Origin of the sequence: Saccharopolyspora sp. (assembly GCF_017434145.1) — a bacterium.
GTDB lineage: Bacteria > Actinomycetota > Actinomycetes > Mycobacteriales > Pseudonocardiaceae > Saccharopolyspora_C > Saccharopolyspora_C galaxeae.
In genome coordinates this window covers 1-7,917 of sequence record NZ_JAFRFW010000913.1, presented here as the reverse complement: position 1 = coordinate 7,917, position 7,917 = coordinate 1, and the positions used below count along the sequence as shown (strand labels likewise).

The 7,917-nt window shown below is 69.8% G+C and carries 6 protein-coding genes and 1 pseudogene; 1 reads left to right on the top strand and 6 read right to left on the bottom strand.

Going from position 1 to position 7,917, the window contains the following annotated elements; translation table 11 throughout:
* The 3 genes from IJH84_RS24735 to kdpF all read right to left on the bottom strand — a co-directional run.
* A partial coding sequence (locus IJH84_RS24735) for an HAD-IC family P-type ATPase (RefSeq protein WP_295149653.1) occupies positions 1-751 on the bottom strand: 751 nt, incomplete at its 3' end.
* Positions 748-2,403 (bottom strand): potassium-transporting ATPase subunit KdpA, encoded by a 1,656-nt coding sequence (kdpA, locus tag IJH84_RS24730; protein ID WP_295149650.1) that lies wholly within the window; start codon positions 2,401-2,403, stop codon positions 748-750. The genes kdpA and IJH84_RS24735, both read right to left, overlap by 4 nt.
* On the bottom strand, positions 2,403-2,492 hold the full coding sequence (kdpF, locus tag IJH84_RS24725; protein ID WP_295149648.1) for a K(+)-transporting ATPase subunit F: 90 nt from the start codon (positions 2,490-2,492) through the stop codon (positions 2,403-2,405). The genes kdpA and kdpF overlap by 1 nt, the downstream gene beginning before the upstream one ends.
* A gap of 399 nt (positions 2,493-2,891) precedes the next feature.
* Between kdpF and asnB the strand changes: the two genes are divergently transcribed.
* Positions 2,892-4,733, top strand: a complete 1,842-nt coding sequence (asnB, locus tag IJH84_RS24720; protein ID WP_295149645.1) for an asparagine synthase (glutamine-hydrolyzing) — start codon at positions 2,892-2,894, stop codon at positions 4,731-4,733.
* 197 nt (positions 4,734-4,930) lie between these two features.
* Here asnB and IJH84_RS24715 read toward each other — a convergent pair whose 3' ends face one another.
* From IJH84_RS24715 to IJH84_RS24705, 3 genes and pseudogenes are all read right to left on the bottom strand, one after another.
* Positions 4,931-6,382, bottom strand: a complete 1,452-nt coding sequence (locus IJH84_RS24715; RefSeq protein WP_295149643.1) for a cell wall metabolism sensor histidine kinase WalK — start codon at positions 6,380-6,382, stop codon at positions 4,931-4,933.
* Positions 6,376-7,095, bottom strand: coding sequence for a response regulator transcription factor (locus IJH84_RS24710; protein WP_295149641.1), 720 nt, complete (start codon positions 7,093-7,095; stop codon positions 6,376-6,378). Before IJH84_RS24710 ends, IJH84_RS24715 begins: the two co-directional genes overlap by 7 nt.
* A gap of 262 nt (positions 7,096-7,357) precedes the next feature.
* Positions 7,358-7,917 (bottom strand): annotated as a pseudogene (locus tag IJH84_RS24705) (hypothetical protein); the annotation flags it as partial.

Genomic DNA, 7,917 nt, shown 5'->3' with positions numbered 1-7,917 from the left:
TCACCGGCAGTAGCGAACCGGAGAAGGCGGCCATCGGCTGCAACGCCGGCACCGCCAGCAGGAAGATCACCGTGAGCGTGCACAGCAGGATCGTCAGCGCGATCTCGTTCGGCGTCCGCTGCCGCTTCGCGCCTTCGACCAGCGAGATCATCCGGTCCACGAAGGTCTCGCCGGGCGCGGTGCTCACCCGCACCACGATCCGGTCGGACAGCACGGTGGTGCCCGCGGTGACGGCCGAGCGATCACCGCCGGACTCCCGGATCACCGGGGCGGATTCGCCGGTGATCGCCGATTCGTCGACGGTGGCGATCCCGTCGACCACGTCTCCGTCACCGGGGATCGGCTCGCCCGCTTCGACCACTACGCGATCGCCGACGCGGAGTTCGGCGCCGGGCACCCGCTGCTCGCCGTGCTGGGTGAGCAGCCGCGCGACCGCCTCGGATTTGGTGCGGCGCAACGATTCCGCCTGCGCGCGACCACGCCCCTCGGCGACGGCCTCGGCGAGGTTCGCGAACAGCACGGTCAACCACAGCCACACCGCCACCGCGATGTCGAACGCGCTCGGCTCGGCGACGCTCAGCACCGTCACCAGCGCCGAACCCGCCCACACCACGAACATCACGGGATTTTTGAGCTGATGGCGCGGGTCCAGCTTGCGCAGCGCCTCCGGCATCGAACCCCACAGCTGCCGCGGGCCGAACGCCGCGGGAGCACTCCGAACCGGTGCTTCTCCGCGTTCCAGGACGGTCATGACAGCGCCTCCGCGATCGGGCCGAGCGCCAACGCTGGCGCGAACGTCAACGCGCTGACGAGCACGACGGTGCCGCCGAGCAGGCCGGCGAACAGCGGGCCACCGGTGGGCAGCGTTCCGGCGGTGGGCGGCATCCGCTGCTGCCGCGCGAGCGAACCGGCGAGCATCAGCACCGCCAGCATCGGCACGAGTCGCCCCAGCAGCATCGCCAACACCAGCGTGGCCTGGAAGAAGTCACCGGTCGCGGTGAGACCGGCGAAGGCGCTGCCGTTGTTGTTCGCCGCCGAGGCGTAGGCGTAGAGGACTTCGGACAGGCCGTGCGGGCCCGGATTCGCCATGGCGTCCGACGTGGACGGAAGTGCGACGGCGGTGCCCGCGCCGAGCAGCACCAGCGCCGGCATCACCAAGGTCGACAGCGCGGCGGCGGTGATCTCGCGGCGGCCGAGCTTCTTGCCCAGGTACTCCGGCGTGCGCCCTACCATCAGCCCGGCGAGGAACACCGCGAGCACGGCCACCACCAGGATCCCGTACAACCCGGCGCCGACACCGCCCGGCGCCACCTCGCCGAGCAGCATGTTCAGCAGCACGACGCCGCCGCCGAGGCCGGTGAAGCTGTCGTGCATCGAGTTCACCGCGCCCGTCGAAGTGCCGGTGGTGGCGACCGCGAACAGCGCCGACAGGTACGGGCCGAAACGGGTTTCCTTGCCCTCCCAGGCACCGCCTGCCGCCAGCGCCGCCTGGCCGTTCGGGTGCGCCTCCGCCCACCACGTGACCGCGAGCGACACCAGCAGCAACACCGCCATCACCGACAACAGCACCCGGCCTTGCCGCCGATCGCCGGCCATCGTGCCGACAGCACGGGTGAGGCTCACCGGGATGACCAGGATCAGGAAGATCTCCACGAGGTTGGTGGCACCGCTCGGGTTCTCCAGCGGATGCGCGGAGTTCGCGTTGAGCACGCCGCCGCCGTTGGTGCCCAGTTCCTTGATCGCCTCCTGGCTCGCGATCGGGGCGGTCGCGATCACCTGCTCCCGCCCGTCGAGCCCGACAGCGACCAGGGCGGGCGCGAAGGTCATCGCGACGCCCAGCGCCACCAGCAGCACCGCCGCCACAGCCGCGATCGGCAGCAACACCCGCACGACACCCCGGATCAGGTCGACCCAGAAGTTGCCGATGCGGTCGGTACCGGAGCGGGTGAAACCGCGAACCAGCGCGACCGCGACGGCCATCCCGACCGCTGCGGAGAGGAAGTTCTGCACCGTCAACCCCCCCATCTGCACCGCGTGCCCGATGACCTGCTCCGGCACGTAGGACTGCCAGTTCGTGTTCGTCGCGAAGCTGACGGCGGTGTTGAACGCCATCGCCGGTTGCACGGAGCCGCGCCCGAAGTTCAGCGGCAGCAGCGGTTGCAGCCGTTGCATCAGGTACAGCAGCACGATCGACGCGAACGAAATGCCGAGGACTCCGGCCGCGTACGTCGTCCACCGCTGCCCGGAATCGCCGTCGATCCGCAGCAGCCGGTAAAACGCCCGTTCCACCCGCCAGTGCCCGCGATCGGTGTAGACGCGGGCCAGGTAGTCGCCGAACGGACGATGCACCGCGACCAGCGCCAGCACCAGCAGCACGAGCTGGGCGAACCCGGCGGTCGGCATCAGAACCTCCCCGGCCGGATCAACGCGACCAACAAGTAGGCGACGAGCAGCAACGCGAGCACTCCGCCCGCGACGTTGGCCGCGATCACAACCGCTCCAAACCGCGCAGGATCAGCGCCAGCACGAGGAATCCGCCGATCAACAACGATGCGAAGGCCAGATCCGCCACCGCGAGGCTCCTTCGGCTCCGGGCGCCCCGGTGGCGCCCGCCGTCTTCCACCCAAGCCCGCCGCGGTCCGGCCGGACAGCTTCATGACGCGGTCTTGACGCCACCTCCGGGCACTTTGACGCGGTGTTGATGCTGCGTTGGGCACGGCGGACATACATCGCGTCACCGGCTCCGGCCCCGATTGTTTCGGGTGTTTTGCCTGGTAAGCGAGTTATATCCGTGGGAGATCTCACGTCGCCTCACCTGGATGTTTGGTTTCCACGATGCAACGATCTCGTTAACTTGGCTAAGTAAACACCTCCGCGAAGGGAGCACAGCGATGTGCGGAATCTCCGGCTGGATCGACTTCCGCCGAGACCTGACCCGGGAACAGCCCGTGATCGACGCGATGTGCGAGACCATGGCCTGCCGCGGGCCGGACGACTCGGGCACCTGGGTCCAACCGCACGCCGCCCTCGGGCACCGCAGGCTCGCGATCATCGACCTGCCCGGCGGGACCCAGCCGATGGAGGTCCAGACCCCCGACGGCAAGGTCGGCATGGTCTACAGCGGCGAGGCGTACAACTTCTCCGAGCTGCGCGGTGAACTCCGCCGCCGCGGGCACCACTTCGACACCGACAGCGACACCGAAGTCGTGCTGCACGGCTACCTGGAGTGGGGCGCCGACGTCGCCGAGAAGCTCAACGGCATGTACGCCTTCGCCATCTGGGACACCCGGACCGAGCAGCTGCTGCTGATCCGCGACCGGATGGGCATCAAGCCGCTGTACTACCAGCCCACCGAGAACGGCGTGCTGTTCGGCTCGGAGCCGAAGGCGATCCTGGCCAACCCCGAGGTCGACAAGGTCGTCGACGCCGACGGGCTGCGCGAGCTGTTCTCCTTCACCAAGTCCCCCGGCAAGGCCGTGTGGCAGGGCATGCACGAGGTCAAGCCCGGCACCATCGTCACCTTCGACCGCAACGGCCTGCGCGAGCACACCTACTGGCAGCTCGACGTCGCCGAGCACACCGACGGGCAGGACGCCAGCGTCGGGCACGTGCGCGAACTGCTCGACGACATCGTCGCCCGCCAGCTCGTCGCCGACGTGCCGCGCTGCGTGCTGCTGTCCGGCGGGCTGGACTCCAGCGCGCTGACCGCGCTGTCCGCGCAACAGCTGCGCGAGCAGGGCGAGACGGTGCGCAGCTTCGCGGTCGACTTCGTCGGCCAGACCGAGAACTTCGTGCCCGACCCGGTGCGCGACACCCCGGACGGGCCGTACGTGCAGGACGTGCACAAGCACGTCGGCTCCGAGCACAAGGACATCGTGCTCGATCCGCAGTCGCTGGCCGATCCGGCGGTGCGCCGCGCCGCAGTGGCCTCCCGGGACCTGCCGATGGGGCTCGGCGACATGGACAACTCGCTGTTCCTGCTGTTCAAGAAGATCCGCGAGCACTCCACGGTGGCGCTGTCCGGCGAGTCCGCCGACGAGGTCTTCGGCGGCTACAAGTGGTTCCACGACCCGCAGGTGCAGCAGGCAAACACCTTCCCGTGGCTGGCGTTCGGGATGGCCCGGCACGCCCAGAGCGACGGCAACGAGGTCCTCAACCCCGGCATCGCGCAGCGGCTGGACATCCCCGGCTACATCCAGTCCGAGTACGACCAGGCCGTGGCGGCCATGCCGCGCAAGGAGACCGACAGCCCGTTCGAGGCCAAGATGCGGGAGATCTGCTACCTGCACCTGACCCGGATGGTGCGCAGCCTGCTGGACCGCAAGGACCGGCTGAGCATGGCGGTCGGGCTGGAGGTCCGGGTGCCGTTCTGCGACCACCGGCTGGTGGAGTACGTGTTCAACACGCCCTGGTCGCTGAAGACGTTCGACGACCGGGAGAAGAGCCTGCTGCGGCACGCCACCTCCGACGTGCTGCCGAAGTCGGTGGTGGACCGGGTGAAGAGCCCGTATCCGTCCACTCAGGACCCGAAGTACGCGGGTGAGCTGCAGAAGCAGGTCGCCGACCTGCTCTCGACCGGGGACCGGTCGCTGGAGCTGATGAACGAGCAGTGGGCGCGGTCCGCGGTCCGGCTCGATCCGTCCGAAGTGGACACCAACACGCGGAACATGTTCGAGCGGATCCTCGACGTGTCCCAGTGGTTCGACCTGCACAACCCGACCATCAAGGTCTGAGCGAAGCCCCGAGTGAGCGGACCGTTCGCCCGGCAAGATTGATCGTACGGTCCGCTCACTTCGCGCACATCCGCGCGCGGAACTCCCCGACACTCCCGAGTCGCCACTCGATCAGCGGAACTGCTCTCGGAGTGAACGGCCTGTTGGTCCCAATAGATTGGGCAAACGGTCCGTTCACTCATGGAGGAACAGCGTGCTCAGCTCAGCGGGATGAGCAGGCGGAAAGTGCTGCCGCCGGACGGGTTCGCGGCGAGTTCGACGCGGCCGTTGTGCGCCTCGGCGATCGCGGCGGTGATCGCCAGGCCGAGGCCGGTGCCGCCCTCGGAACGCTCCCGGCCGTCGTCGACCCGGTAGAACCGGTCGAAGATGCGGCGGACGTGCTCCGGCGCGATGCCCGGGCCGCGGTCGCTGATCGAGACCACGACCATCGCCGTGCCCGGCTCGACCGGCGCCCCCGTACCGACCGCGTCCGAGTCGTCCACCGCACCGTGCTCGACCTCGATCCGCACCGGCGTGCCGGGCGTGGTGTGCACCAGCGCGTTCGTCGTGAGGTTCGTCAGCACCTGGCGCAGCCGGTGCCCGTCGCCGAGCACCCGCACCGGGCGCTCCGGCACGACCAGCTCGATGTCCCGATCGCCGTCGCGGACCCGCGCGTCCCCCGCCACGTCGCGCGCCAACGGCACCAGGTCCACGTCCACCAGGTCGACGGAACGCTCGCGGTCCAGCCGGGCCAGCAGCAGCAGGTCCTCCACCAGATCGCTCATCCGCACGGCCTCGCCTTCGATGCGGGACATCATCATCCGCACCGTCTCCGCGTCCGGGTCCTCGCTGCGCCGGTAGAGCTCGGCGAAACCGCGGATCGAAGTCAGCGGGGTGCGCAGCTCGTGCGAAGCGTCCGCGACGAACCGGCGCAACCGGTGCTCGGACTGCTCCCGCTGCTGCAACGCGGAAGTGAGGCGGCCGAGCATCGTGTTCAGCGCCGCGCCCAGCCGGCCCGTCTCGGTGCCCGGGTCCTGGTCCGGGATGCGCCGGTCCAGCTCGCCGGTGGCGATGGCGTCGGCGGTGTGCTCGATCCGGGTCAGCGGCCGCAGCCCCAGCCGCACCGTCACCAACGCGGCCACCACCAGCACCGCCACCACGACCGCGCCGACGCCCAGCTCGATGAACATCAGCAGCTGCAACGGGATGCCGACGTTGTCGGTGGTCAGCGCCAGTGCCCGCACGCTCCCGTCCGGCAGCGTCACCGTGCGCACCCGCCAGTTCGCGCCGCCGAGGCTGTCCGGCACGGTCGCGAACTCGTGCTCCAGATCGGAGGGGTGGATCACCGGGCGCTTCGGGTCGCTCGCGGAAGGCCCGTCGATGCGCACCAGCCTGCCGTCCGCGTCGAACAGCAACACCCGGAAGTCCGTGGGCAACCAGTCCGGCTTGTCGTGCGGATCGCGCTGCCCCGGTGGCGGCCCCGGCGGCGGGCGGCCGTGCTCCCACGGGCGGGACATCTCCCGCAGCCGGTCGTCGAGCCGATCCATCAGGGACTTCTTGAGCATCACCTGGTTGGCGAACCCCATGGCCAGCAGGCCCGCCACGGTCGCGCCGATCAGCACCAGCAGCAGCCGGCCGCGCAGCGTCCGCGGCAGCAAGCGCTTCAGCATCGTTCCTCCGGCGGGATCCGGAGCACGTAGCCGACGCCGCGGATGGTGTGGATCAGCGCGGGCTGCACGAAATCGACCTTGCGGCGCAGGTAGCTGATGTAGGACTCGACGATCCGGCTGTCCCCGCCGAACTCGTAGTTCCACACCCGGTCCAGGATCTGGGTCTTGCTGACCACCTTCTCCGCGTTGATCAGCAGGTAGCGCAGCAGCTTGAACTCGGTCGGCGAGAGGTTCACCAGCTTGTCCGACCGGCGCACCTCGTAGGTCTCCTCGTCCAGCTCCAGGTCGTGGTAGTGCAGCCGCGAATCGGGCTCGGCGAGCTGCGCGGGCTGGGCGCGGCGCAGAATCGCGCGCAGCCGCAGCACCACCTCGTCGAGGCTGAACGGTTTCGTCACGTAGTCGTCGCCGCCCGCGGTGAGCCCGGCGATGCGGTCCTCCACCGAGTCGCGCGCGGTCAGGAACAGCACCGGCACGGCATCGCCGCCGGTGCGGAGCCTGCGGGCCACCGCGAAGCCGTCCTGGTCCGGCAGCATCACGTCCAGCACCACGATGTGCGGGCGGAAATCGCTCGCCGCGCTGAGCGCCTCGGCGCCGCTTGCCGCGCCCTGCACCTCGAAGCCGCTCAGCCGGAGGGCGGCGGTGAGCAGTTCCAGGATGTTGGGTTCGTCGTCGACGACCAGCACGCGCGCCGAGGGCGTCTTTCCATCTTCCACTTGGCCAGGGTCTCTCACTCGTCTGAGCAGTCGCTGAACGGACGCTGGGAACCCGCCGGACGCCGCCGCGAGCACGCGCGTTCTCCCGGAGTGAACGGACCCGTTCACCAATCCAGCCGGACCAACAGGCCGTTCACTCCGGGATGCGTTGCGCTGATCGGATGGCGTGCGGGCGTGTCGGCGCGCCTCTCGTAGCGCGCGTGAAGGTCCCCTTTGCCCGGTGCACGGGAGTCGGGCGGAGGAGACCCGCACTTCGGCGGGGTTAGGTGCGGCAGTCGTAGAGCTGGGTGGAGTTGCTGCCCATCTCGTCGGACTCGGTGGTGGCGCCGTAGGTCGCCGGGGGCACCTCGGTGCAGTTCTGCTGCACCCATTGCTGGCGTTCGGTGCGCTTTTCGCCGCCGGGGCCTTGGGAGCGCAGCGAGCCGCCGGGACCAGTCTGATCCGCGGCGTCCTGACCGGGGCCAGCCTGACTGTGGCCGCCCTGACCGGACCCGCCCTGCTTGCCCGAACCGCCGGGGCCGCCCGGGCCGCCACCGGGGCCGCCGCCGAGCTGGACGAAGCCGAGCTGGCCGGTGCTCTTCCACTCCGTGAGCTGCTGCACCGAAGGGGCGTCGTCGCTGCCCATGAACCCGCCCATGCCGACCGCGGGCAGCTCGCTGTTGATCAGGTAGGAGGCGGCGCCGTGCGAACCGCCCTCGACCGCCAGCGGAACCTCCCGATCACCGGCGTTGCCGGAGACGTAGGCGAGCAAGGACTGATGCTCCGCGCTGAGCGAGTCTTCGCCGCCTGGGCCGCCCGACATCCCGCCGCTGCGTCCGGAAC

Coding starts and splice junctions, on each gene's coding strand:
- kdpA (WP_295149650.1), bottom strand. CDS start 2,403: ATGCCGACCGCCGGGTTCGCCCAGCTCGTGCTGCTGGTGCTGGCGCTG.
- asnB (WP_295149645.1), top strand. CDS start 2,892: ATGTGCGGAATCTCCGGCTGGATCGACTTCCGCCGAGACCTGACCCGG.
- IJH84_RS24715 (WP_295149643.1), bottom strand. CDS start 6,382: ATGCTGAAGCGCTTGCTGCCGCGGACGCTGCGCGGCCGGCTGCTGCTG.